Annotated in this window: 25 protein-coding genes; all 25 read left to right on the top strand. The window is 51.3% G+C overall.

The annotated features are described in order from the left end of the window. The first annotated feature begins 28 nt into the window (after positions 1-28). The 25 genes from CFERDRAFT_RS02325 (at position 29) to CFERDRAFT_RS02205 (ending at position 24,640) form a co-directional block, all read left to right on the top strand. Positions 29-823: a TIGR04325 family methyltransferase gene (locus CFERDRAFT_RS02325; RefSeq protein ID WP_040432923.1), complete on the top strand. Its 795-nt coding sequence runs from the start codon at positions 29-31 to the stop codon at positions 821-823. Further along, positions 811-1,788: an NAD-dependent epimerase/dehydratase family protein gene (locus CFERDRAFT_RS02320; protein WP_006365589.1), complete on the top strand. Its 978-nt coding sequence runs from the start codon at positions 811-813 to the stop codon at positions 1,786-1,788. The genes CFERDRAFT_RS02325 and CFERDRAFT_RS02320 overlap by 13 nt, the downstream gene beginning before the upstream one ends. A 28-nt stretch (positions 1,789-1,816) precedes the next feature. Further along, the gene (locus tag CFERDRAFT_RS02315; protein ID WP_006365588.1) at positions 1,817-2,248 is read left to right on the top strand and encodes a sugar 3,4-ketoisomerase; all 432 of its coding nucleotides are present in this window, start codon (positions 1,817-1,819) and stop codon (positions 2,246-2,248) included. 14 nt (positions 2,249-2,262) lie between these two features. Next, entirely contained in the window at positions 2,263-3,198 is a 936-nt protein-coding gene (locus tag CFERDRAFT_RS02310) for an SDR family oxidoreductase (protein WP_006365587.1), read from the top strand. Between the two features lie 118 nt (positions 3,199-3,316). Continuing rightward, the gene (locus CFERDRAFT_RS02305; RefSeq protein WP_006365586.1) at positions 3,317-4,540 is read left to right on the top strand and encodes a class I SAM-dependent methyltransferase; all 1,224 of its coding nucleotides are present in this window, start codon (positions 3,317-3,319) and stop codon (positions 4,538-4,540) included. Continuing rightward, complete coding sequence (locus tag CFERDRAFT_RS02300) at positions 4,537-5,643, top strand: DegT/DnrJ/EryC1/StrS family aminotransferase (protein WP_006365585.1); 1,107 nt, start codon at positions 4,537-4,539, stop codon at positions 5,641-5,643. The genes CFERDRAFT_RS02305 and CFERDRAFT_RS02300 overlap by 4 nt, the downstream gene beginning before the upstream one ends. 77 nt (positions 5,644-5,720) lie before the next feature. Continuing rightward, entirely contained in the window at positions 5,721-6,905 is a 1,185-nt protein-coding gene (locus tag CFERDRAFT_RS02295) for a glycosyltransferase (RefSeq protein ID WP_006365584.1), read from the top strand. Then, positions 6,865-7,755: a class I SAM-dependent methyltransferase gene (locus tag CFERDRAFT_RS11620; protein WP_006365583.1), complete on the top strand. Its 891-nt coding sequence runs from the start codon at positions 6,865-6,867 to the stop codon at positions 7,753-7,755. The genes CFERDRAFT_RS02295 and CFERDRAFT_RS11620 overlap by 41 nt, the downstream gene beginning before the upstream one ends. 88 nt (positions 7,756-7,843) lie before the next feature. Further along, positions 7,844-9,049: a glycosyltransferase gene (locus CFERDRAFT_RS02285; RefSeq protein WP_006365582.1), complete on the top strand. Its 1,206-nt coding sequence runs from the start codon at positions 7,844-7,846 to the stop codon at positions 9,047-9,049. 52 nt (positions 9,050-9,101) lie between these two features. Further along, positions 9,102-10,133, top strand: coding sequence for a glycosyltransferase family 4 protein (locus CFERDRAFT_RS02280; RefSeq protein ID WP_198002381.1), 1,032 nt, complete (start codon positions 9,102-9,104; stop codon positions 10,131-10,133). A gap of 3 nt (positions 10,134-10,136) precedes the next feature. After that, positions 10,137-12,101 (top strand): asparagine synthase (glutamine-hydrolyzing), encoded by a 1,965-nt coding sequence (asnB, locus tag CFERDRAFT_RS02275; RefSeq protein WP_040432921.1) that lies wholly within the window; start codon positions 10,137-10,139, stop codon positions 12,099-12,101. Next, entirely contained in the window at positions 12,098-13,159 is a 1,062-nt protein-coding gene (locus tag CFERDRAFT_RS02270) for an EpsG family protein (RefSeq protein ID WP_006365645.1), read from the top strand. Before asnB ends, CFERDRAFT_RS02270 begins: the two co-directional genes overlap by 4 nt. Positions 13,160-13,262: 103 nt before the next feature. Further along, positions 13,263-14,459, top strand: coding sequence for an L-2-hydroxyglutarate oxidase (gene lhgO / locus CFERDRAFT_RS02265; RefSeq protein WP_040432920.1), 1,197 nt, complete (start codon positions 13,263-13,265; stop codon positions 14,457-14,459). Positions 14,460-14,480: 21 nt separating this feature from the next. Further along, on the top strand, positions 14,481-15,422 hold the full coding sequence (locus tag CFERDRAFT_RS02260) for an NAD-dependent epimerase/dehydratase family protein (RefSeq protein WP_006365578.1): 942 nt from the start codon (positions 14,481-14,483) through the stop codon (positions 15,420-15,422). Between the two features lie 9 nt (positions 15,423-15,431). Next, positions 15,432-16,019: an SIS domain-containing protein gene (locus CFERDRAFT_RS12270; protein ID WP_006365577.1), complete on the top strand. Its 588-nt coding sequence runs from the start codon at positions 15,432-15,434 to the stop codon at positions 16,017-16,019. A 3-nt stretch (positions 16,020-16,022) separates the two neighbouring features. Then, the gene (locus CFERDRAFT_RS12265; RefSeq protein ID WP_006365576.1) at positions 16,023-17,009 is read left to right on the top strand and encodes a GDP-mannose 4,6-dehydratase; all 987 of its coding nucleotides are present in this window, start codon (positions 16,023-16,025) and stop codon (positions 17,007-17,009) included. Positions 17,010-17,014: 5 nt separating this feature from the next. Further along, positions 17,015-17,821, top strand: a complete 807-nt coding sequence (locus CFERDRAFT_RS02245) for a transketolase (RefSeq protein ID WP_006365575.1) — start codon at positions 17,015-17,017, stop codon at positions 17,819-17,821. Continuing rightward, positions 17,818-18,759 (top strand): transketolase family protein, encoded by a 942-nt coding sequence (locus CFERDRAFT_RS02240; protein WP_006365574.1) that lies wholly within the window; start codon positions 17,818-17,820, stop codon positions 18,757-18,759. The genes CFERDRAFT_RS02245 and CFERDRAFT_RS02240 overlap by 4 nt, the downstream gene beginning before the upstream one ends. Beyond that, positions 18,743-19,345, top strand: a complete 603-nt coding sequence (locus CFERDRAFT_RS02235) for an HAD family hydrolase (protein WP_006365573.1) — start codon at positions 18,743-18,745, stop codon at positions 19,343-19,345. The genes CFERDRAFT_RS02240 and CFERDRAFT_RS02235 overlap by 17 nt, the downstream gene beginning before the upstream one ends. After that, complete coding sequence (locus CFERDRAFT_RS02230) at positions 19,309-20,355, top strand: aminoglycoside phosphotransferase family protein (RefSeq protein WP_006365572.1); 1,047 nt, start codon at positions 19,309-19,311, stop codon at positions 20,353-20,355. Before CFERDRAFT_RS02235 ends, CFERDRAFT_RS02230 begins: the two co-directional genes overlap by 37 nt. Before the next feature lie 10 nt (positions 20,356-20,365). Beyond that, positions 20,366-21,037: a class I SAM-dependent methyltransferase gene (locus tag CFERDRAFT_RS02225; protein WP_006365571.1), complete on the top strand. Its 672-nt coding sequence runs from the start codon at positions 20,366-20,368 to the stop codon at positions 21,035-21,037. A gap of 11 nt (positions 21,038-21,048) precedes the next feature. Beyond that, positions 21,049-22,116 (top strand): zinc-binding dehydrogenase, encoded by a 1,068-nt coding sequence (locus tag CFERDRAFT_RS02220; protein ID WP_040432949.1) that lies wholly within the window; start codon positions 21,049-21,051, stop codon positions 22,114-22,116. A gap of 18 nt (positions 22,117-22,134) precedes the next feature. Further along, positions 22,135-23,346 (top strand): methyltransferase domain-containing protein, encoded by a 1,212-nt coding sequence (locus tag CFERDRAFT_RS02215; protein ID WP_006365569.1) that lies wholly within the window; start codon positions 22,135-22,137, stop codon positions 23,344-23,346. Further along, entirely contained in the window at positions 23,343-23,906 is a 564-nt protein-coding gene (locus CFERDRAFT_RS02210) for a WbuC family cupin fold metalloprotein (RefSeq protein ID WP_006365568.1), read from the top strand. The genes CFERDRAFT_RS02215 and CFERDRAFT_RS02210 overlap by 4 nt, the downstream gene beginning before the upstream one ends. Beyond that, positions 23,903-24,640, top strand: a complete 738-nt coding sequence (locus CFERDRAFT_RS02205) for an SDR family NAD(P)-dependent oxidoreductase (RefSeq protein ID WP_006365567.1) — start codon at positions 23,903-23,905, stop codon at positions 24,638-24,640. Before CFERDRAFT_RS02210 ends, CFERDRAFT_RS02205 begins: the two co-directional genes overlap by 4 nt. Position 24,641: the final 1 nt, after the last annotated feature.

Raw genomic sequence — 24,641 nt, 5'->3', positions numbered from 1 at the left:
TACAGAGGTAACAATAAAGAGCGAAAATATGACCTTGACAGAAAATAAGCGAAAGCTGTTTAATATTTGGGAAGGGATATATGATTCATGGCAGGATGCAGAAAAGAATGCATGTGGGTCCGGTTTTGGTGGTGATGTCTATCATCAGCGATCATTGACTGCGGCAAAAGAATGCTGTCATTCGCTTTGCGAGGGGATCCCGATTCCACAGTTTCATAAACAAAGAAGTACCCTGTTGCCTATTACAGTGGCAATGATGCTGAGCAATTATGAAAATATCAAAATTCTTGATTTTGGCGGCGGGTTTGGTATAGGATATATGACACTACTGGAAAGTGTTGAAAATGATATGGACTCAATAGACTATACAATTGTGGAAGTCCCTGAAATAATTGAGTCTGCAAGTGCATTGCATGCCGGAAAGGTCAAGTATCTGTCCGCACTGCCTCAATCAGAACAGTATAATCTTGTCTATGTGGCATCTTCATTGCAATACATTGAGCACTGGGCAAATTTGTTGACTGATTTAGCTGCTTATAATTCGGAATATATTTTGTTATCTGATGTATTTGCCGGTTCCAACCCTGCTTTTGTTTCACTGCAAAATTATTATGACAGTAAAATTCCTCACTGGTTTATCAATTTTGATGAGCTGATTGAAGTATTGGACTCAATTGGCTATAAGTTGAAAATGAAAAGTTATGCAGGTTCCCGCAGGCTGCATTTCGATGATACACTGCCAATGGATAATTTCCCTGAGCAATACAGAGTCAAACAAACCTTACATTTGCTGTTACAGAAAAAAAGTGTATGCAAGTCCTAGAGCTGTTAAGGAATAAAAAAATAGCTGTTACAGGTGCCGGCGGCTATATAGGTTCACTCCTTGTTGAAGAATTATCGAAATATTCAGACAACATTTTCACTGTCAGCCGCAGAGAGCTGCCGCAAAAAAAATATGTACGGCAACTGACAGGAGATATCTGCACCTATGATACCTGGCATAAAATTGTTTCTGACTCTGACATCATCTATCACCTTGGCGGAAACACCAGTATTTATGCCGCCACAAAGGATCCGTCTGAAAGTCTGAACTCCACACTTCTTCCGATAAACCATCTCATAAGAGCTGCAAGGGAACTCGATCGCAAACCAAGAGTGATTTTTACTTCTACAGTCACGCTGTATGGTCTGACGACGTGTCTTCCTGTTTCTGAAACGCAGACGCCGAATCCGGTTACCGTATATGATATACACAAACTGTTTGCAGAGCAGCAATTAACACAGGCAACACGGCTTGGTCTGTTCGATTCGGTATCCCTGAGACTCGCAAACGTCTATGGTCCGAGTTCAAGTGTCAGTTCATCACCTGACCGGGGTATTTTGAACAGGGTTGCATTGCGTGCGCTTCAGGGTCAAAACATATCCCTTTACGGAGACGGAAATTATATTCGCGATTATGTTTTTCTTGATGATGTGGTTCGTGCTATTTTGCTTGCCGGTGCTGTTTCGGGCATTCAGGGAGAGGTATTCAATATCGGCAGCGGAGTCGGTACAACGTTGAGGAGAGCATTTGAACTGGTTGTTGATCAGGCTGAACAAGTCACCGGAAAACGGGTTGCTCTTGAGAGTATTATGTGGCCTTCAGGAACCGACCCGATTGAATTCAGGAATTTCATTGCACAGAATGAGAAGTTCTCCAAGGCTGCAGGCTGGGAGCCTCTTGTGAGCATTGAAGATGGTGTAAAAATGCTGGTATCAGGGTGTCAACAAGAAAAAAACAGGTTATAACACCAAACAAGAAAATAGACGTAACAGGATGTTTTATTCCCTCGATGCAGTAAAAATCATAAATCTTCCACACTATTTTGAAGATAATGGTGATCTGGTTGTTATGGAAGGTCTCATTAATGTACCGTTTGCAATTGCCAGGGTTTTTGTGGTCAGAGCCCCTGTTGGCGCAATTCGCGGACAGCATGCCCATCGTGCATGTGCCCAGTTTTTAACCTGCCCCCGGGGGGTAGTTGATGTGTTGTGTGATGACGGCACTGAAACGGCAGGCTTTACCCTTGATCATCCCAATATCGGTTTGCTGGTTCCGCCAGGGATCTGGTCAACCCAGACATACACTACACCGGGTTCGGCTCTGACCGTGCTGTGTGATCGCCCATATGAAGTCGAAGACTATATTCGTGACTACTCGGATTATCTGGCTTTCAGACGGGCTCATCCTGAAAATAAAGAAAACTAAACGTTTACAAGCTCATGAAATTAGTAGTTACTGGCGCTATCGGTCATATCGGTTCTTATGTCGTCCGTGATCTGGCTCTTCAATTTCCCGGTGCCGAGATTGTCATGATCGACAATATGATGACACAGCGCTTTCCATCGCTTTTTAATCTTCCATCAACAGGCACTTACCGTTTTATTGAGGGTGATGTCACCTCTCTTGACCTCAGACCGGTTCTGGAGGGTGCTCAGGCAGTTATTCATCTGGCCGCTATTACTGATGCCGCGGGAAGTTTTGACAAAGCTGCACAGCTGGAGGCAAATAACTATCAGGCAACGCTCAAGGTGGCCTCGGCCTGTGTGGAAACCGGTGCCCGTTTGATAGCGCTCTCTTCAACGAGCGTTTATGGTACCCAGAACGCGGTGGTTGCGGAGGACTGTTCTGAAGAGGAGCTGAAACCACAGAGTCCCTATGCGCTGACAAAACTGAAAGAAGAGCAGATGGTGAGAGATCTGCACGTCGGAAAAGGTCTCAAATCAATCTCCTGCCGGTTCGGCACCATCTTCGGCGCATCGCCGGGCATGCGGTTTCATACAGCGGTCAACAAGTTCTGCTGGCAGGCGGTCATGGGAATGCCGATTACAGTCTGGAGTACGGCCTATGATCAGAAGCGGCCATACCTTGATCTCTTTGATGCGTCCCGGGCACTTGCATATATCATCAGGAATGACCTTTTTGACGGACGCATCTACAATATTTTGACGCATAACGCAACCGTTCGCCAGATTGTCGATACGATTCGTGAGTTCGTGCCGGACTTGCAGGTCTCCTTCGTGGACAACCAGATTATGAACCAGCTCTCCTACGAAGTTTCATGTGAACGGTTTTTGTCGACGGGATTTGTGTTTGCCGGCGATTTGCGGCGGGGTGTAGGCGAGACCATTTCACTCCTGCGAAATGCTAATCAGTAGAAGCATGACCATAATCCGGCCTGACGCACAAACGGTAATTCTCTGATATATCCGGGTTTGTCTGAAGGGCAGCACTCTCATTCGTATCATTTTTTATCAACCAATTAGTTGAACACCTATGTTTAATTGTCGTGTTTGTAATCATCAGATTGAGCCGTTTATGGATTTCGGGCCCATGCCGATTGCCAACGGTTTTCTGAAGAAGGAAGAGTTTGCCGAAGAGTATTTTTTCAGGATGGAGGTCGCATTCTGTGACCATTGCGGTGCCTTTCAGCTGGTCGAGCAGCCCGATGCCCAGCGCATGTTCCATGAAAACTATGCCTTTTTTTCCAGTCTCTCAAAGCATATGCAGATCCATTTCAAAGCCTATGCTGACTTTGTGATGGAGCGTTTTTTTGCCGGTCGAAAGGACCCTTTTGTCGTTGAACTTGGCAGCAATGACGGCATTATGCTTCGCAATTTCAAGGAGGCCGGTTATCGCCATTTAGGCGTCGAACCTTCTGAGAATGTGGCCGATGTAGCTCGTGCACAAGGCATTCAGACCATATCGGAATTCTTTAATCTCGAATTGGCCGAGCGTCTTGTCGCTGAATATGGACATGCAGATGCGGTCATTTGCGCCAATGTGATGTGTCACATTCCTGATATCAACAACGTCGCAGCAGGAATGGCAAAACTTTTGAAGCCGGATGGCGTCTTGATGTTTGAGGATCCCTATCTGGGGGATATGATTGCCAAGACCTCCTATGACCAGATTTATGACGAGCATGTCTATATCTTTTCAGCAACCTCTGTCTCCTGGGCATTCGGTCAGCACGGTCTGGAACTGATTGACGTCCTGCCCCAGGTAACCCATGGCGGCTCAATGCGTTATGTTTTTGCGCCCAAAGGCAGTCATGCAATCTCTCCGAATGTTGCTGCACTGCTTGAAAAGGAGCGCGCTCAGGGGCTGCACAAGGCAGAGACCTACGAACAGTTCCGCAGGAACTGTGAGGCTTCACGTACTGCACTTTTCGGCCTTCTCGAACGCCTCCACCAGGAGGGAAAGCGGGTTGTGGGCTACGGGGCAACGTCGAAAAGCACAACGGTTCTGAACTACTGCGGAATCCGGCCCGAACATATCGAGTTTATTTCGGATACAACCCCCATCAAACAGGGCAAGTACTCACCGGGTGTCCACATCCCGGTCAGACCCTATGAGGAGTTTAAACAGAATCCGCCGGACTATGCGCTGCTGTTTGCATGGAACCACGCAGTCGAGATTTTTGAGAAAGAGGGAGCGTTCACGGCTGATGGCGGCAAGTGGATCACCTTTGTACCCGAAGTGAGGGTTCTGGAATGATTCCCTGCGCAAATCCCCTGGCTCAATTCCAGTCTCGCCGCGATGAGATTGTCGATGCGGTAACGCGGGTTCTTGATGGCGGTCACTATGTGCTTGGTCCGGAAGTTGACAGACTGGAGCGTGATTTTGCTGCATACTGCGGAGTTTCGCATGCTGTTGGCGTGAATTCGGGCACCGATGCTCTGATACTTGCACTGCGGGCACTGGATGTGGGCCCGGGTGATGAGGTTATCACGGTATCGCATACGGCACTTGCGACGGTTGCCGCCATTATCGCCACCGGTGCCACGCCGGTACTGGTTGATATTGATCCTGTCTACTATACCATGGATCCTGAATCCATGCGCCGGGCTGTTACTGTGAGAACAAAGGTTGTAATCCCGGTACATCTCTACGGGCAGTGTGCCGACATGGGTTCCATTCTGGAGATAGCCAAAGAGCATCGGCTGGCGGTTATTGAAGACTGTGCCCAGGCAACCGGTGCGGTCTATAAAGGCAACCGGGTTGGCAGTATGGGAGATGCAGCCTGTTTCAGCTTCTATCCGACTAAAAATCTGGGAGCAATCGGAGACGGAGGCATGGTGGTAACGGGTAATGCTGCACTTGCATTTAGAGTGCGTCAGCTGCGCCAGTACGGCTGGAATGACAAGCGGCGTACCGAAGAGCCGGGTCTCAATTCCAGGCTCGATGAAGTGCAGGCGGCCATACTTAACGTGAAGCTTAAATATCTTGATGCTGATAACAGCCGGCGCCGGGAGCTGGCCGCATTATATGACAAAGCACTTTCCGCTCAAAACGTAAAGCTGCCGAAAGTGAGGCCGGAGACAAGTCATGTCTACCACCTCTATGTCATTGAAGTCAATCAGCGTGATTTGCTTTTGGCAAGCCTCGTTGAGGCGGGCATTGCAGCGGGAGTTCATTATCCGGTCCCGGCTCATAGTCATGCCGGCTATGATGTTTGTTGTCACCTTCCCGCAGCCGGATTGCCGATAACTGAAAACTTTGCAGGTGCAATATTGAGTCTGCCAATCTATCCTGAACTTTCCCCCGGAGATGCTGATGAGGTTGCAGAAAAACTCAGTTCGATTTTACAAAGAGTATAGAAACAGTGACCTACAGGCAGGAGAGTTCAGACACGACAGTTGCGAAAAAAACCGTTCGATTGCAACAGTTACCCTAAGTGCAGTTACACCCTTCTGACAGCACTCCGGCTCAATCGAAAGGATCAATTTCGATCATCCTGCCCCATCTCGGGGGAGGAGGTGCGGAACGTCTCCATGTATATCTTGCCAATGACTGGATTGAGCGGGGTTACTGCGTGGAGTTTATTCTGCTTAGCAGGAGCGGTGAACTCATCGAGCTCTTAAGGCCGGAAATAACCGTTACCGATCTGGCTGCAGAGCGTATCAGGGATGCAATAACGAAACTGGCCAGCTACCTTGGCAAAACACGACCGGATGTTATTCTTTGCGCAATGTGGCCCCTGACATCGGCTGTGGTTGTTTCATGGCTGCTTTCCGGAAGGAGGAGCTCTCTTTTTTTAAGTGATCATGAGCATCTGAGCCATTCATATCTTGGTCAGAACCGTGTTCGTCCGGGCTATCTGAAAAACCTCATCCGTTTTACCTATCCTCTTGCCAGCGGCGTGATCACAGTGTCACAGGGTGTGAAGGATGATTTATGCCGCCTGGGCAACCTTTCCGAAAAGAGGGTCAAGGTTATCTACAATCCTGCAGCAACCGGCATATCTCCGGTTCGCGAATCATCCGATACATCCGACCGGTTGTGGGGAAAGGGATTTACATTCCATCTCCTGGCTGTCGGCAGGCTCTCTGTCCAGAAAGATTTCAGGACTCTGATCAAGGCATTTTCCCTGCTGCCGAAATCATTGAATGCAAAGCTTGTTATTTTAGGGGAGGGCTCATCAAGAAACGAGCTTGAAGAGCTGGTTACTCAGCTCGGGTTGACTGAGCGCGTGGCTTTGCCGGGATTTGTTGTGGATCCCTACCCGTTCTTCCGGAGTGCAGATCTGTTTGTACTTTCCTCTGAGTGGGAGGGTTTTGGAAATGTGATAGTAGAGGCACTTGAATGCGCTCTTCCGGTGGTCAGCACCGACTGTCCGAGCGGTCCCTCCGAGATTCTTGAAGATGGGCGCTACGGACGGCTTGTTCCGGTTGGTGATGCCGCAGCTCTTGCATCCGCAATGGCTTTGAGCCTGAGCGCAAGTCATGACAGAGAGCTGCTCATGAATCGAGCAAAGGACTTTTCGGTTCAAAAAATTTCTGACGAGTATCTTGCTTATCTTTTCCATAAAGGAGGTTTGATTGATTCACGCTCATACAAGAAACTGTCCGATTTGCGGTGATTCCGCCAGAAAGCTCTCATTTCCTTATTCCACCGTTTTCAACGGAGTTCCGTTTCATTACTGCGAGTGCCGCAGGTGTTCGAGCATATTTGTCGATCCTGTTCCTGATGGAAGTACCTTTGCGCTTATGTATGCAAAGGCCAATTATCATGATGTTCACTACGAAAAAAAAGAAAAAGCAGCCAATTCCGCCTATAAAGAATCGGCGGATCTTCTTGCGAAATTTGTGAATCCGGGATCGCTGGTTCTGGATTACGGATGCGGTACGGGCGGCTTTCTGAAGGCACTGGGCAGTGCCGGTTTTGTGCCTTTCGGTGTGGAATTCGATGCGGATGCAGCTGAAACAGCAGCCAGGCACACCGGGTTTAAGGCGATATCGGTCGAGAGTTTCAACCGCTTAGCAGAAAAACCGGCTTTTGATGTTCTTCATCTGGGGGATGTTCTTGAGCATCTGCCCGATCCGGCTGCCACACTCAGAGAGTTATTGGGTTATCTCAGGCATGGGGGGGTGCTTTATGTCGAAGGTCCGCTGGAAATAAATCCAAGCCCGGTTTACTTGGTCGCCAAGAGCATCGGCATCATCAAAAGGGCGTTACACAGCAGATTCAGTGCATCTCATCCTCCGACCCATTTATTTCAGGTAGGAGAAAAGCAGCAGTCAGCATTTTTCAAACGGATTGATCCCTCTCTTGTACAGCAGTTTTGGCGTGTATCGGAATCAGGCTGGCCTTATATTGAAGGCGGCCGGATCAAGCGGATAATTGCACATATCGCATTGCGAACCGGAGGATTGAAGATTTTCGGCGTTACTTTCGGCAACCGGTTTCAAGGGCTTTACATTAAAAAATGAGCTTCGCTGACCGGTGAAATTTTACTTTTTGTATCGGTCAGATCTCCCTCTACATGGTTTATACCCAAGTTTTTATTGCAGATAATCAATGAAGTCAGGCGTTCTCTATATCTCCTATGACGGCATGCTGGAGCCTTTAGGCCAGTCTCAGGTTTTGGCATACCTTAAGCGGCTGGCTGAAAACCGGCGAATATTTCTTCTCAGTTTCGAGAAGCCGGAAGACTGGGCTGACGACATAGCACGACACCGCACAGCAGCTTCAATTGCCGCAGCAGGAATTGTCTGGCATCCCTTGCGCTACCATAAAAAGCCGTCGGCTCTGGCCACATTATGGGATATTGTCTGCGGTTTTTCGGTTGGCCTTTGGCTGGTGCTGCGCTACCGGTTACGCATCGTGCATGCCCGCAGTTACGTCTCATCCGTTATTGCCCTTCTCCTGAAGCGTTGTACAGGGGTGAAATATATCTTTGATATGCGGGGTTTCTGGGCTGACGAACGTGTTGACGGGGGGTTATGGCCGAAGGGGGGCCGCCTCTATCAGACGGCAAAATGGTTTGAACGCCATTTTCTGCTCAATGCGGATGTGGTGGTCTCTCTGACCAGGTCGGCGGTTGACGAGATGCGCGCCTTTCCTTATCTGAAGGGCAGGATGCCGGTGTTCGAAGTGATTACGACATGTGCGGATCTGGAGCTGTTTCGCCCTGCTCCATCAAACGGCATCTCTCCCGATTCCGCTCATCCCTTTACGCTCGGCTATGTCGGTTCAGTGGGTGTCTGGTATCTGTTTGATGAAACCCTGCGGTGTTTTCAACTTCTCAGAGCGCAGGTGCCCGGTGCCCGGCTCCATATACTCAACCGTGGCGGCCATGATTACATTCGTGACAGGTTAAAGGCAATGGGCATTGACAAAGATTTGGTGCGGATCGAAGCTGCCGACCAGAGAGGAGTTGCCCGCGCCATGCAGGAGATGGACGCGGGCATATTTTTTTATAATCCCACCTATTCCAAAATAGCCACAGCTCCGACAAAACTTGGCGAGTTTCTTGGCTGCGGGGTTCCCTGTCTGAGTAACCGGGGTGTCGGCGATATGGCAGCCATTCTCGAAAACGAGAAGGTCGGGGTTGCAGTGAACAGTTTTGATGATGAGGCCCTGACCAGGGCAGTTCATGACCTGCTTGAGTTAACCGAAACAGAGGGCATCAAAGCACGCTGCCGGAATGCCGCAGTGCGTTGTTTTTCGCTTGACGAAGGGGTTCGCAGTTACACTTCTGTTTACAAGAGCGTGGAGGTATAGGTTGAGGGTACTGGCACTTTCCCGCTACACCCGAATGGGAGCAAGCAGCCGGATGCGTTTGATGCAGTACAACCCCTGGCTCGAATCAGCGGGCATTGACGTAGAGATATCGCCATTGTTCTCGGATGAGTATGTGTTAGGTCTGCAGCATAACCGCCGTCATGCCGGCGACATTGTTCGGGCATATCTTGCACGGCTGCAGAGACTGCTTCAGCGCGGAAAATTTGATCTGATCTGGATAGAGAAAGAGATTCTGCCCTGGCTTCCGGCCTGGGTCGAGTTTATGCTGCTCTCAAGGCGGGTTCCCTATGTTCTTGATTATGACGATGCTTTTTTTCATTTATATGATCTGCATCCCCGGGCGGTTGTCAGATGGTTGCTTGCAGGCAAGCATCCTGCGTTGATGCGCAAGGCTGCGCTCGTTATTGCAGGGAATAACTATCTTGCCGATTTTGCCCGTAAAGCCGGTGCCGGCAGGGTGGAGATCATTCCCACAGTAGTTGATCTCGATCGCTACGTGAATCTGCGGCACAACAGGTCGGATAAAGGGCCGATGCCCTGTATCGGATGGATTGGCCAGCGAGCATCGGCAATGAATCTCATGAAGTACAAAGAGGTTTTCCTGCGTTTGTCAGATGAGGGGAGAGCATGTTTTTCAGCCGTAGGCATCGATGCGCAATCCCTTGGTTTACCCATGAAATCTGTGGAGTGGAGAGAGGAGACCGAGGTTGAAAATATTGCCGATTTTGATATCGGTATCATGCCGCTGGTTGATGCCCCGTTCGAGAGGGGAAAGTGCGGCTACAAGCTGATTCAGTATATGGCATGTGCCCTGCCGGTTGTTGCATCACCTGTAGGTGTAAACAGTGACATTGTCGAACATGGAATAAACGGCTTTCTGGCGGATACAGCCGGGGAGTGGGAGCGATCGCTGAGGATGCTGCTGGATGACAGTGAGCTGCGCCACCGTATGGGGCTGGCAGGGCGTCAGAAGGTGGAACGGGAGTACTGCATTCAGGTTACAGGCCCTCGACTTGCGGCGCTGTTGAAGGATGCGGCCAAGGTTAACAATATTGGAAAATAACAGATGTGCGGGTTTACAGGTTTTTTGGGTAGGGCTGCTGGCAGTTCGAAGGATGGTATGGAAGCTCTGGTTACCCGGATGGCTCTGGCTATCCAGCACCGGGGACCGGACGATGCCGGAGCCTGGGCTGACAGCGATTCAGGTATAGCTCTGGGGCACCGTCGCCTCTCGATCATTGATCTCTCCTCAGCAGGCCATCAGCCCATGCACTCTGCCTCCGGGCGATTTGTCATTGCCTTTAACGGCGAGATCTATAATCATAATACGCTGCGTTCCGAGCTTCAGCAAAACGGGCTCAGCCCCGAGTGGCGGGGTCATTCGGATACTGAAACGCTTTTGGCCGGATTTGATGCCTGGGGAGTGAAAGCCACGCTGCAGCGCGCTGCAGGGATGTTCGCCTTTGCCTTATGGGACAAGGTTGAGATGCGCCTTGTTCTGGCCCGCGACCGCTTCGGAGAAAAACCGCTCTATTACGGATGGACAGGCAGGGGTGAAGGGCGGGCATTTGTTTTCGGTTCCGAACTCAAGACCCTTCGTGCATATCCCGGTTTTGACAATCCGGTAAACCGGAGTGCACTCGGCCTTTATTTCCAGTTCTGCACGATCCCGGCGCCCTATTCGATCTACGAAGATATTCATAAGCTGCTTCCCGGTACCATACTCACCGTAAGTGCAGGTGAGAGAGCAGACAGTGAAGCTGTTACCGAACCGTACTGGACTTTGACCGATGCTGTGCAGAAAGGCTTTGCCGACCAGCTGCATGATGAAGGCGAGGCTGTTGCCATGCTGGATGCCACGCTGCGTGAGGCAGTTAAAATTCAGGCAGTGGCTGATGTGCCGCTTGGCGCGTTTCTTTCGGGAGGAGTTGACTCCTCCACAGTTGTAGCCCTGATGCAGGCGCAGTCCCGTCGACCGGTCCAGACCTTCACCATAGGATTTGAAGAGGCCGGATTTGATGAATCGCCTCATGCACTGGCAGTTGCCCGCCATCTTGGAACCGATCATCACGAGCTGCGAGTCTCTTCAGGCGATGCCCGTTCTGCAATTCCTCTCTTGCCCCGTTTATATGACGAGCCCTTTGCCGACAGTTCGCAGATTCCAACCTATTTCGTCTGCAAGGCGGCCCGTCAGAAGGTTACCGTGTCACTCTCCGGAGACGGGGGTGATGAGCTGTTTGGCGGCTACAATCGTTATTTCTGGGGAAAGCGGATATGGAATCGCATCGACTGGCTTCCGCCGGTATTGCGCAGGGCTGTGGGGCAGGGCATTCAGAGTGTGTCTCCTGAAGCGTGGGACAAGCTTGGCGGCATGCTTCCGGGTTCACGGAGCATCGCCCGACTGGGTGACAAGGCTCATAAACTGGCAACCCGCATGCAGACGGTAAACAGTCTGGATGATCTCTATCGCAGTCTGGTGACCGAGTGGCCGACAGATCTGAACCCGGCAAAGGGAGCCGGCACGCTTGCTACACAGCTTGATAATGCCGCGCTTGTGGCGGGGCTTTCCGAGCCGGAGGAGCGCATGATGCTCTGGGACACGCTTACCTATCTTCCTGATGATATTTTGACCAAAGTGGATCGTGCGGCAATGGGCGTCAGCCTTGAAACCAGGGTTCCGTTTCTTGACCATCGCGTTGCTGAACTGGCATGGCGACTTCCCCTGAATATGAAAATAAGGGGCGGCGAGGGTAAATGGGCTTTAAGGCAGGTGCTCTACAGCTATGTACCGCGGGAGCTTATCGAACGGCCAAAAGCCGGTTTCGGCATACCTGTCGGCCAGTGGATTCGCGGCCCGTTGAGAGAGTGGGCAGAAGCACTTCTGGATGAACGTCGTCTTAAAGAAGAGGGCTATCTCAACGCTCTGCCGATACGCACTATCTGGCAGCAGCATCTGAGCGGCCGTCACGACTGGACCGTTCGGCTCTGGACGGTATTGATGTTTCAGGCCTGGCTGGAGGAGACCCGATGACTGTCTACTGGCTCATGCTGCTGGTTCCTCTCGTTGCGGGAATAAGCCCCTGGAAGGCAAAGGGCGCGCTACCGAATCTGCAGTGGTTTCTCTATGGCGCCTTTCTGATACTGATCATCGGGCTGCGCCATGAGGTGGGGGGTGACTGGCAGAGCTATTTTGAGAATTACAGCGGACTGCAGGGTATCTCCTTTCCCGAGGCAATGACGGAGGGAAGTATTTCCAAGGACTACGGGTTTGAAGCGATTCACTGGGTGTCACTGAACTATCTCAACGGCATCTATGCAACAAACCTTTTCTGTGCCATGATATTTGTTGCGGGGTTGCTCAGGGTATGTAAACATATGCCCATTCCATGGCTTGCACTGGTGGTGGCAATACCCTATCTGGTTATCGTTGTGGCAACCGGCTATACCCGTCAGGCCTCGGCTATAGGTTTCATCATGTGGGGGATGATTGACCTGATGCAGGGACGCCAGGCCAGATTCTACATGATGGTTGTACTCGGTACCCTTTTTCACAAGACAGCGCTCTTCATGCTGCCCGTAGGATTTCTCTATACCAATTCACTGACCAACCTGAAAAACCTCTTTTTTTTCATCCTCTTCTTTTTCATTGCTTTTGCCGGGTTCATGGCCGAGCATATTGCCCGTCTGACCTATTACTATGTGGAGGATACCCAGGGCATGGAGTCGTCCGGAGCAGTGATCAGGGTAACAATGAATGTCGCTTCAGCACTGGTTTTTCTCTACTTCAGAAAGCACTGGGCTGAACGGTACAGCGACAGGGCATTATGGACCATTTACAGTATTACCAGCCTTGTCATGTTTCCCCTTGCGTTTGTCGTTTCTACAACGGTGGACCGCATGGCGCTCTATTTTCTTCCCATGCAGCTTGTCATCCTGTCAAGAGTGCCGATTTTTATTACCAGTGTCTATAACAGAACGATTTTTATTCTGTGTGTTCTGGTGCTCTATATCGGAGCGCTTTTTGTCTGGCTCAATTTCGGTCAGCACTCAAGCCACTGGCTGCCGTACCGGAATTTCCTGTTTCTCTGACGAAGCCGGTTGCGGAGAAGATCACGCAGGGGCACTTTTTTGCAGCCATAAGCTATTTCCTCCCGTTATCCGACCTCAGTTCAACCTCAGACAACTCTTTTTCATGCAAGGTATAATCGTTATCGGTGGAGGCATACTCGGTCTATCCACAGCACTGCATATTTTACAGGCACGTCCCGGAACCCGTCTTGTTCTTGTAGAAAAAGAGCAGACAATAGCCGCACATCAGACCGGTCACAACAGCGGTGTGATCCATTCAGGTCTCTACTACAAGCCGGGGTCGCTGAAAGCCATCAACTGCCGTGAAGGATATGACCGGCTCCTCAGATTTTGCCGGGAGGAAAATATCAGGCACGAAATATGCGGAAAAATCGTTGTGGCAACCTCCGAGCAGGCGCTGCCGCAGTTACAGGAACTCCATCGAAGAGGAGTGGCAAACGGTCTTCAGGGACTCAAATTTTTAAATCCGGCCGAAATCCGTGACATTGAACCGCACTGTACAGGTATCAGTGGTCTGCTCGTACCGGAAGCGGGGATTGTGGATTATCCTGCCGTAGCTGAAAAGTATGCTGAAAAAATCACTGAAATGGGAGGAGAGATTGTTCTTGGCGAGAGAGTAGAGGAGATTCGGCAGAACGGAAATCAGGTTGAGGTAATCGGCGCATCACGAACATGGAAAGGCAACGCGGTTGTAGCCTGCGCCGGTCTGCAATCCGACCGGCTGGCCCGACAGACCGAACCTGCGCTTCCCTTGCGAATTCTCCCTTTTCGGGGTGAGTACTACAAGCTCAGGCCATCATCTGCCCGACTTGTCAATCACCTGATCTATCCGGTACCCGATCCGGCGTTCCCGTTTCTTGGAGTACACTTCACCAGAATGATCAATGGAGGAGTAGAGTGCGGCCCGAACGCTGTGTTTGCATTTGGCCGTGAAGCCTATCAAAAAACCGACTTCAACCTGCGTGATACCCTCGATGCCCTTGCCTGGCCCGGCTTTCACAAAGTAGCGGCAAAGCACTGGCGCAGCGGTCTGGGAGAGTATCACCGTTCGTTCAGCAAGCAGGCATTTGTGAGGGCATTGCAGAATCTTGTTCCTGAAATTCAGGCGGAAGATCTTGAACCCGGAGGTTCAGGTATCCGGGCCCAGGCCTGTGACCGCAGCGGAAAGCTGCTTGATGATTTTGACTTCAGAGTCAGCCGCAATATAATTCACGTCTGCAACGCCCCCTCTCCCGCGGCCACGGCATCGCTTGCAATCGGTAAAACAATTGCGGATAATTTGTTATCATTGCTTCAATAAACTAAGAGGAAACCAGGGTCTATGAAAATTCTTGTAACAGGCGGCTGCGGATATAAAGGTCATGTACTGATCCCGAAGCTGCTTGCGCGGGACTATGAAGTCATTGCTTTCGATCTGCAGTGGTTCGGCAACTTTCTCGAACCGCATAAAAAACTCACGGTTGTCAAGGGCGACGTGCGTGACATCGAATCGATCCCTCTGACCGGTGTTGACTGCATTATTCATCTCTCCTCAATTGCCAACGACCCCTGCGGCGACCTGAACCCGAAACTGACATGGGAAGTAAGCGCCCTTTCGACCATGCAGTTGGCCGACAAGGCAAGAAGAACCGGAGTCAGACAGTTTATCTATGCCTCATCGGGCAGCGTATACGGCATCAAGGAGGAGCTGCAGGTAACTGAAGAGCTCGAACTCAAACCGATTTCCGAATACAACAAAACCAAGATGGTTGCCGAGCGTGTTCTGCTCAGCTATCAGGACGATTTTGCCGTGCAGATTGTCCGGCCGGCAACCGTCTGCGGATATTCACCGCGAATGCGCTTTGACGTTTCCGTTAACCTGCTGACAATCCAGGCATTGACCAATGGACTCATCACCGTATTCGGCGGCAACCAGATTCGTCCCAATATCCATATTGATGATATTACCGATGTCTATCTGCATCTGATCGATCATCCGGAACTTGGCGGTATCTATAATGCCGGATTCGAAAACATCTCGATACTGGATATAGCCAGGCTGGTTACCCGGCATGTGCCAGCAGGGATTGCCGTAACGGAATCAAATGATCCCCGCTCCTATCGTGTTAATTCCGACAAGCTGCTTGCTACGGGTTTCAGGCCGAAGAAAACGGTGGAAGATGCGATCGGTGAGATCATTGAAAAATATCGCGCGGGAACGCTCCGTGACGAGGACCATTTTTACAACCTGAAGTGGATGCAGCAAAACGACCTTGCAAAGTAAGTGCACGATATGATCACAAACAGCCAGGAAAAAGATTTTTTCACAGAATACTCCTGCCGGCTTCAGAATGTTCTGGCCAATGCCGACTGGTCCGGGGTGAAAAAACTTGCCGAAGATATGCTGCTCTGCTGGCAAGCCGGTCAAAGAGTATTTATCTGTGGAAATGGTGGAAGTGCCGCCAATGCCATTCATATGGCAAATGACTTCCTTTACGGCATATCCAAAAGCTTCGGGGCGGGGATGAAAGTGCTGGCATTATCAGCAAACCCGGCGGTTATGACCTGTCTTGCCAATGATCTGGGCTATGAACATGTGTTTTCGGAACAGCTCGCAGTTCAGGCAGTGAAAGGCGACCTGCTCATTGCTCTCAGCGGCAGCGGGAACTCAGCGAACATTACATGTGCTCTTGAAAAGGCAAAGGATCTCGGAGTAAAATCCTATGCGATACTTGGCTACAGCGGGGGCAGATGCATGGAGCTTGCCGATGAATCCATTCACTTCGCAGTGGATGACATGCAGATAGCTGAAGATATGCAGCTCATTGTCGGACACATGGTTATGCAGTGGCTGTACGCGAACAGACTGCAAAAAAGCTGATTTATGGATACCGTTTTAATCGTTGGAAGCAACTCCTTTTCAGGTGCAACATTTGCCGATTACGCCCTTCAGCAGGGTGCGCAGGTTATCGGCGTCAGCCGGTCGCCGGAGCCGGTTGATGCATTTCTCCCCTATAAATGGCACGACCACTCAAATTTCAGCTTTTATCAACTGGACTTAAACCGGCATCTGGATGAGATCACCCGGCTTCTAAGGGAGAGGAGGCCTGCCTATGTGGTCAACTTTGCCGCCCAGAGCATGGTCGGCGAGAGCTGGCAGAATCCGGGAGACTGGTTCATGACAAATACGGTCTCAACGGTAAAATTTCATGACGAATTAAGAAAAGTCGATTTTCTCCGCCGATATGTCCATGTTTCAACCCCGGAGGTCTACGGCAGCTGCAGCGGCTTTGTCAGTGAGGATTTTCCTTTCAATCCAACAACACCCTATGCGGTATCCCGTGCGGCGGCTGACATGAGCCTGCGGACCTTCCGCGCGGTCTACGGTTTTCCCGTTGTTACCACCCGTGCAGCTAATGTATACGGCCCGGGCCAGCAGCTCTACCGCATCATACCGCGTACCATTTTATGCATACTGCTCGGCCGGAAACTGCAGCTCCATGGCGGGGGTGTATCAACGCGCTCCTTTATCTATATGGATGATGTCTGCGATGCCACATGGAGAATCATGCAGAATGGCCGTGACGGCCAGACCTATCACATCTCAACTGATGAAGTCATTTCAATCAGGGAGCTTGTCGAGCTTCTCTGCCGCAAGCTCGACGTGAAGTTTGAGGATCATGTCGAATGTGTCGGTGAACGTCTCGGCAAAGACTCAGCCTATCATCTCGACAGTTCAAGGGTTCGCCGGGAGCTCGGCTGGCAGGATCATACAAGGCTTGACCAGGGTATTGATGCATGCATAGCCTGGGTTCGGAAGAACTTCGAAGAGCTGAAAGTGCAGCCGCTTGATTACCAGCACAAACCCTGAACCTGATGATCAATTCAACCCAGCTGGCTGCCCGTTTCCGGGCCAGAGTTGTTGAGATGTCGCATGCAGCCGGTACGGCTCATCTTGCATCCTCACTCTCCTGCATGGATATCGTAGCCGTCCTCTATCACTCCGTGCTCAGGCTCGATCCGCTCAATCCCGGATGGAAAGATCGCGACCGCTTCATTTTAAGCAAAGGTCATGCCGCCACAGCCCTCTATGCTGCGCTTGCCTGGAAGGGGTTTCTGACTGAAGAGCAGCTTGAAAGCTACGGCCGTGCAGGCTCTCTCCTTGAAGAGCATCCATCACCGAAATTAGAGGGGGTAGAAGCGGCAACCGGCTCCCTGGGTCACGGCCTGCCCTGCGGCTGCGGCATCGCTCTGGCCGGACATATCAAAAAAGAGCAATATCGGACCTTTGTTCTGATGAGTGACGGAGAGTGCAACGAAGGATCAGTCTGGGAGGCATCCATGTTTGCCGCGGCCAACCGTCTCGGCGCTCTTTGCGCCTTTGTGGATTTCAATAAATGGCAGGCAACAGGCCGCAGCAGGGAGGTACTTGCGCTTGATCCGCTGGTTGATAAATTCAGGGCATTCGGCTGGGAAGTTCATGAAATCGACGGTCACGATCATCAGCAGATTCTTCAGTCGGTTCAGGATGTATCGCCATCAAGGCAAAAACCAACAATGGTTGTTGCCCATACCGTAAAAGGCAAAGGGGTCTCTTTTATGGAAGATGACAACAACTGGCACTACCGGATTCCGACGGCTGAAGAGGTTCAACTGGCAAAAGCAGAACTGGGTGTACTATGAGAAATGTTTTTGCAAAGACAGTTACAGAATTAAGCGACATCTATCCCGAGCTGGTAATGCTTGCCGGTGATATAGGGAACCGTCTCTTTGACAGCTACAAGGCAAGGCATCCCGACCGGTTTTATAATTGCGGCGTTGCTGAAGCAAACATGACAGGAGTTGCTTCAGGTCTTGCAGCATCCGGGATGCGGCCGATAACCTATACGATCACCCCCTTCAATACCGTGCGATGCCTTGAACAGATCCGGCTCGATATCTGCTATCCCGATCTGCCGGTGATTGTCGTCGGCACAGGATCAGGGCTCTCCTATGCCGGACTTGGCGCCACCCATCACTCAATGGAAGATATTGCGATTTTGCGCACACTGCCGAACATGCATATTGTCTGCCCTGCAGATCCCGTGGAAGTGCGGCTCGCCCTGCATGATGCCTTGCGGCTGGGGCGGCCGACCTATATTCGTCTGGGCAAAAAAGGGGAGCCGGTTATCCATTCGTCCGATCCGGACTTCAGAATCGGCAGGGGGATCACCATACGCAATGGCTCCGATGTTGCAATTCTTGGTGTCGGCAACATGCTCGCCACAGCTTTGCAAAGTGCTGAACAACTCAATCATCACGGTGTATCCGCCATGGTAGCAAGCCTTCACACCATCAAGCCGCTTGATGAAGAGCTGCTTGCCGGGATATTTTCCCTCCATAAACTGGTTATTGTTCTTGAAGAGCACTCGCTCATCGGCGGAGCCGGCAGTGCTGTGCTTGAATGGGGCAGTCTTAACAGGGTTGATCTCCGCAAGCTGATCTGCTTTGGCGGTCCGGATCGATTTCTCTATGCCTGCGGCGAACAGAGAGAAGCCCGTGCTTCTGTGGGTTTGACTTCGGAGAATATTTCGCAACAGATCTTAAGCCGGTTGCAAGAGCCTGATGCGCCTTGGTCTTGACTTCGACAATACACTCATAAGCTACGACGAGCTTTTCTATCAGGCTGCGCTTGATAAGCTGCTGATTCCGGAGGTGATTGCCCGTCAAAAAAATGCGGTGCGTGATTATCTGCGTCAGAAAGGGATGGAAGATGAGTGGACCCGCCTTCAGGGTGAGGTATACGGCCGTCGTATACTTGATGCTGAACCCTTTGAAGGGATGCATGCTGCACTCGGGATGCTTGCACAAAGAGGGGTTCCGATGTGCATCGTAAGCCATAAAACCCGAACGCCCTATATCGGCGAACCATGGGACCTTCATGCTGCAGCCGCAGGCTGGCTTGCTGAGCAGGGATTTTACGATCCGGAAGGGCTGGGATGGGCGGAGAATCAGGTCTTTTTTGAAGAGACCAAAGAGGCAAAGGTTGCCCGTATTCTGGCTCTTGGATGTACTCACTATGTTGATGATCTGCCGGAAATTCTTGCAATGCTTCCCGAGAGTATTGAAAAGATTCTCTTTGATCCCGCTAAAAAATCAGAACCCTATACCGGCGGGAAACTTATGTTTTCATGGCAGGAGCTGCCGCGCCTGCTCGAACTGACCTGATGAGTTTTGCCATGGAGTCACTTGAACTCTTCTGTGCCCGGTTTGGCATAGAGGCGCCGTTCACGCTCAATCCGGTCCGGAGCGGTCGCAACAGCGAGGTTCTGCTGATTGGAAAAGGCCGAAAGAAGTGGATTGTCAAGCACTACTTTCAGCAGGGCAGAGACAAGCGTGACCGTCTTGCTGCAGAGTTCGGCTTTCTGACGTTTCTGAACAATGCCGGAGTTGCCGGAGTCTCTCGGCCTCTTGGGATAAATCAGTCACTGCACGCAGCCCTCTACTCCTTTCTCCCGGGAAAACGTCCGGAGATCGTCACTGCCCGCCATATCACGCAGGCTGCTGACTTCATCGGAAACATCAACAGCTTTCGAAACTCAGCTGCAGCCCGGTCACTTCTTCCGGCGGCAGACGCCTGTTTCAGCCAGCAGGGTCATATCAGGCTCGCTGAAACCCGAATTGATCGTTTGCTTGCCGCTCTCAGCCCTGAAAGCGGGGTGGAGGCCGAAGCCTGCCGGTTTGTAAAGGAGAGGCTCCGTCCATTATATGAACGGTTGAAAGCCAGAGTTTCGGCACAGCGATCGCCATCGCAGCTGGCCGAACCGCTATCGCCTGAAGAGCGGATACTCTCGCCCTCCGATTTCGGATTTCACAATACGCTTGAGCTGAATGGAGCGCTCTCTTTTCTTGATTTTGAATATGCCGGATGGGATGATCCGGCCAAGCTTATCTGTGATTTTATCTGTCAGCCGGAGCTTCCTGTATCGGCAATTCAGGCCCGGCAGTTCACCGAAGAGCTGGGTATTTCCCTTCCGTTGTCCGGTTCGCTCTCTGCCCGTGTCGAGCTGCTTCTGCCGTTTCATCGTCTGAAGTGGTGCGGAATTTTGCTGAATGAGTTCAGAGAGGAGGCTCGGAACCGGCGACTCCATGCAGGAGTTGAGTCAGAAGGCATGCTTGATCTTCAGCTTGTGAAGTCAAAACGGTACTACAGTGAGCATCTTGCAATTTTAACCTGAATAATGAGTCATGGCCTATATCGATTTACTGTCGGCAATTCATAAAAGCACCCCGCGGGACTATCTCGCCAGGGTCAATGATCCGGACTACCCCAAGGCGAAAGCGGCAGAACTTGCCAAAAAGTGGGACTTTGACTACTGGGATGGTGACCGCAAGATCTGCTATGGCGGTTATCGCTATATGGAAGGCCGATGGGAGAAGGTGGCAAGGGCAATGGTTGAGCACTACGGCCTCAAAGAGGGTGACAGGATACTTGATGTCGGCTGCGGCAAGGGGTTTCTGCTCTACGACTTCACCAGGGTGGTTCCCGGTCTGGAGCTCAGCGGCATTGATATCTCCCGATACGCAATTGAAAATGCCAAAGAGGAGATCAAAGATCGACTTACAGTCGGCAATGCAACTTCACTGCCCTACCCTGACAACTATTTCGATTTTGTCTACTCGATCACAACGCTGCACAACCTCTATTGCTATGATCTTGACAAGGCGCTGCGCGAGATTGAGCGCGTCAGTAAAAAGAATAAGTATATTTGTGTCGAGTCATACCGCAATGAAGAGGAAAAAGCCAATCTGCTTTACTGGCAGGTGACCTGCGAAGCCTTCAACACCCCCGAAGAGTGGGAGTGGTGGTTTGAGCATACCGGATACAGCGGTGATCACTCTTTCATCTATTTCGAATGAGTCAGGCAACTATGACAGTCATACCAAAAACCATGAAGGCGGCAGTTCTGACCGAACTCAAGTCGCCCCTGATCGTGGCCGAAATCACCATGCCCGCTCAACTGGAGATCGGACAGGTACTGGTTAAAATTCATTTCAGCGGCATCTGCGGCTCGCAGCTCGGCGAAATTGACGGCGCCAAGGGAGAGGACAAATATCTCCCCCACCTGCTCGGACATGAGGCCTCCGGCACGGTAACCGCCATCGGTCCCGGTGTCAGGCATGTCAGGCCGGGCGACAGGGTTGTACTGCACTGGCGCAAGGGTCCCGGTATCGAGGCTGAACCGCCCGTATATCACTGGGAGGGAAAGCGGGTCAATGCCGGCTGGGTAACGACGTTTAACGAATATGCAGTTGTGTCCGAAAACCGCGTAACAGCGATTCCCGCCGACAGCAATCTTGAAGTTGCAGCCCTTTTCGGCTGCGCCGTCACAACCGGTTTTGGCGTGGTGCAAAATAATGCCAAAGTGCAGATCGGCGAGTCAGTTGTGGTTTTCGGAGCTGGCGGCATTGGCCTGAGCATCGTACAGGCGGCATCACTGGTTTCCGCATACCCGATTATTGCGGTCGATATGTTCGACAACAAACTTCAGCTGGCGACACAGATGGGCGCCACGCACATCATCAACAGTCGCAACGGTGATGCTCGTCAGATGATACTTGATATTACGGGCAATGCGGGAGTGGATGTTTTTATAGATAATACCGGTCAGCCAGCGATCATCGAGATGGGCTACCAGATCACCAAGCCGCAGGGCAGGGTAACCCTGGTCGGAGTGCCCCGGAAGGGCAGTAACATCAATATCTACTCCCTGCCGCTCCACTTCGGCAAAGGGCTGAGCGGTTCCCATGGCGGAGAGGCCAATCCGCAAACCGATATTCCGCGTTATCTCGGTCTGTTCCGTAACGGGAAATTACCCCTGACACCATTGATCACAGATACCTACAGCCTTGACGAGATCAATACAGCTGTCAGCGATATGCGCAGCGGCAAAATTGCCGGACGCTGTATGATCAGTTTTGATGCTTCGGCTTCCTGATTGTTGAACAGAGCTGGAATGAAAAGCATGAGAGAGTGCATCAGCTGCTCCGGAGCTGAAGTCAAAGTAATTCTTGATTTCGGTCAGCAGCCCCCGAGTAACCGTTTTTACCATGAGTCCGGTCACCAGGTTGAGACTCATGCTCTTGCCGTCGGCCAGTGTGCTCTCTGCGGCCTTGTTCAGCTGATCAATCCGATGCCGGAGGCAATGGTGCGTTCGCATTACAGCTGGATCACCTATAACGAGCCTGAAGGTCATCTCGACCGCATGGTTCAGGATCTGAAGGCAATAGTGCGTTCGGATGCCGGTGCCCGCATTGTCGGGCTCACCTACAAGGACGACTCTACTCTTGACCGATTCAACCGTCTGGGGTTTGACAATACCTTTCGTTTTTCGGCAGAAGATGATCTGGGGATTACGGATCCGCTGTCGGGTCTTGAGACGGTGCAGTCTTCGCTTACACCCGGGCGGGCGGCCCGGCTGGTTCAAACGTACGGGCAGGCCGACATCATGATTGTCCGTCATCTGCTTGAGCATGCACATGCTCCGCTGCGCCTGCTGGAGTCGCTTGCCGTTCTGGTCAAGCCCGCAGGATTTCTGGCGTTTGAAGTGCCGGGCAGCAAAACCTTTCTCTCTTCCTTCGATTACAGCTTTGTCTGGGAAGAACACATCGCCTATTTTACAGAGGAGACACTCGGCCGGTTCATGCAGAATGCGGGTTTTGAGCTTCTCTTTGCACGGAAATATGACTATCCGCTCGAAGATTCCCTGCTTGCGGTTGTTCGACCCGCCAGCCGTAAGCGGCTTCAGAGCGCACCGGGAGCGGAGGAGATTGCGCTCGGTTACAACTTCGGTAATCACTTTGCGGAAGCAGGTGAACGAACCCGCCGATATCTGCAGCGGCTGAAGAGCGAGGGCAAACGGGTTGCCATATTCGGTGCAGGCCATCTGGCAGCAAAGTTTTTGAATTTTTTCGATCTCAGGGAGCTTGTCTGCTGTGTCGTTGATGACAATCCCCACAAAATCGGAATGTGTATGCCGGGCTCCGCTCTGCCTGTTCTCCCCTCCACTGCTCTGATTGAAAAAAAAATCGATCTCTGTCTGCTGTCGCTCAGCCCTGAAAGCGAAAAAAAAGTCATCGAATCCCGGCAGGCCTATCTCGAACAGGGCGGCCGGTTCCGCTCGATCTTTACTCAAAGTCAGATCTCCTTTCAGCGTGAGGCAATATGAAGAGTGTGATAAAAAAAATCGGTGACGGAGTGTTTGCGGCAGAGGGCTCCGTTGTAAGGCTTGGAACCAGGCAGATCTCCTTTCTGAAGCATCATGCGGCCCTGAGCGTGCGGAAGCGGGCAAGGATCTGCACTCATCGTTCAAATGAGGATGCCGTGCATGAGATGCTGATTGCCATATCAGCAGAAAGCTATATCCATCCCCACCGTCATCCGGGAAAAGCCGAGTCTTTTCATATTGTCGAAGGCTCAGTGGATGTGGTGGTATTTGACGAGGCCGGCAATATTATCGATGTTGTCGAGCTGGGTGATCTGTCAACGGGAAGGAACTTTTATTACCGGATTTCAGAAAACCTCTTCCATACCATATTGATTCACACTGATTTTCTGGTTGTCCACGAGGTTACCTCCGGACCATTCAGAGCCAATGAAACGATTCAGGCCTCTTTTGCCCCTCCGGAGAGCGCTGTTGATGACGCGTGCGCTTACATTGAAGGGGTTAAACAGCTTGTTGCGGCGCGGAATTATGGCCGCGGGAAGAAATCCAATACACTACCATGACACACGCAATCATTATCGGAGGAAGCAAGGGGTTAGGACGTGTTGTTGCTCAGCAGATGAAGCTCAGGGGTGATCAGATATCGGTGGTGAGCCGAAACCGGCCTCCACTCGCTGAAGAGGTTGAGGGGGTGAACTACTATACGGCTGACATTGCCGATACGACTGCTTTGCAGCATGCCCTGGAGGGCTGCATCCTGCAGAGCGGAGAGGTCAACTATCTGATATTCTGTCAGCGATACCGGGGCAGCGGAGATGCCTGGACCGGCGAGATTGACGTCTCCCTTACGGCATCAAAGTTTGCTGTCGAGTATCTGCAGGATCGTTTCGTCAAGGGGGGAGACTGCGGTATAGTTTTTGTCAGTTCGGTATTCGGTGATCGGGTAGGCGAAGGTCAGCCTGTCAGCTACCATATCGGAAAAGCCGGAATGAATCATATGGCGCGCTACTATGCAGTGAATCTTGGCGGCAAGGGCATCAGAACCAATGCGGTAACACCCTTTACATTCCTCAAAAAAGAGTCAAAAGATTTTTATCTCAATAACACAGAGCTGCTTGCGCTGTATGAGGAGATCATACCCCTTGGACGGATGGCCACAGCTGAAGACAGTGCCAATGTGATAGCATTCCTGTGCAGCCCGGCAGCCGCATTTGTGAACGGTCAGAATATTTACGTGGATGGAGGGCTTTCACTGGTATGGCCTGAAACTCTGGCAAGAAAACTCAAATCATTGTAAT

Source organism: Chlorobium ferrooxidans DSM 13031 (assembly GCF_000168715.1).
GTDB lineage: Bacteria > Bacteroidota > Chlorobiia > Chlorobiales > Chlorobiaceae > Chlorobium > Chlorobium ferrooxidans.
Note: the sequence above shows the minus strand (reverse complement) of the source record. Positions and strands in the feature narration are given on the sequence as shown.